This window comes from Cryobacterium sp. MLB-32, assembly GCF_000738085.1.
Lineage (GTDB): Bacteria > Actinomycetota > Actinomycetes > Actinomycetales > Microbacteriaceae > Cryobacterium.
The window spans coordinates 1-1,041 of record NZ_JPRS01000662.1 but is presented as its reverse complement, the minus strand read 5'-3'; the positions used below and the strand labels follow the sequence as shown (position 1 = coordinate 1,041).

The 1,041-nt window shown below is 59.4% G+C and carries 1 protein-coding gene; it reads right to left on the bottom strand.

Annotated elements, in window-relative coordinates; all coding sequences use genetic code 11:
• Positions 1–1,018: PAS domain-containing protein (locus tag JF66_RS20750; RefSeq protein WP_156109992.1), on the bottom strand; the 1,018-nt coding region annotated here is incomplete at its 3' end.
• Between the last annotated feature and the right edge of the window lie 23 nt (positions 1,019–1,041).

Sequence of the window (1,041 nt, the reverse complement as noted above, 5' to 3'; positions counted from 1 at the left end):
TCACGTCGCGGGCCGCAGCGAACACCCCAACACCATTGCCGCCAATATCCCGATACACCGACGCGTTATACAACACCTCCATCAACGTCCCGTCCCGGTGACGCATCGTCAGCGGATAATCAACAGCCATCCCCTTCTCAAACACCAACTGATAAATGGCCTCCGCCTTCTCCGGCTCCGTAAAGACATCCGAGAACGCCGTCCCAATCAAATCCACCCGAGGAATACCCGTCGCCCGCACCGTCGCCTCATTCGCGTCGGTGATCAACCCGTCCGGACTGATCGCCACCAACGAATCCAAACTCGACTCAATCATCGACCGCGCCGCCTCAAACGCCTGCCGCGCACCCGTCACGTCGCGGGCCGCAGCGAACACCCCCAACACATTGCCGCCAATATCCCGATACACCGACGCGTTATACAACACCTCCATCAACGTCCCGTCCCGGTGACGCATCGTCAGCGGATAATCAACAGCCATCCCCTTCTCAAACACCAACTGATAAATGGCCTCCGCCTTCTCCGGCTCCGTAAAGACATCCGAGAACGCCGTCCCAATCAAATCCACCCGAGGAATACCCGTCGCCCGCACCGTCGCCTCATTCGCGTCGGTGATCAACCCGTCCGGACTGATCGCCACCAACGAATCCAAACTCGACTCAATCATCGACCGCGCCGCCTCAAACGCCTGCCGCGCACCCGTCACGTCGCGGGCCGCAGCGAACACCCCCAACACATTGCCGCCAATATCCCGATACACCGACGCGTTATACAACACCTCCATCAACGTCCCGTCCCGGTGACGCATCGTCAGCGGATAATCAACAGCCATCCCCTTCTCAAACACCAACTGATAAATCGCCTCCGCCTTCTCCGGCTCCGTAAAGACATCCGAGAACGCCGTCCCAATCAAATCCACCCGAGGAATACCCGTCGCCCGCACCGTCGCCTCATTCGCGTCGGTGATCAACCCGTCCGGACTGATCGCCACCAACGAATCCAAACTCGACTCAATCATCGACCGCGCCGCCTACAAACGCT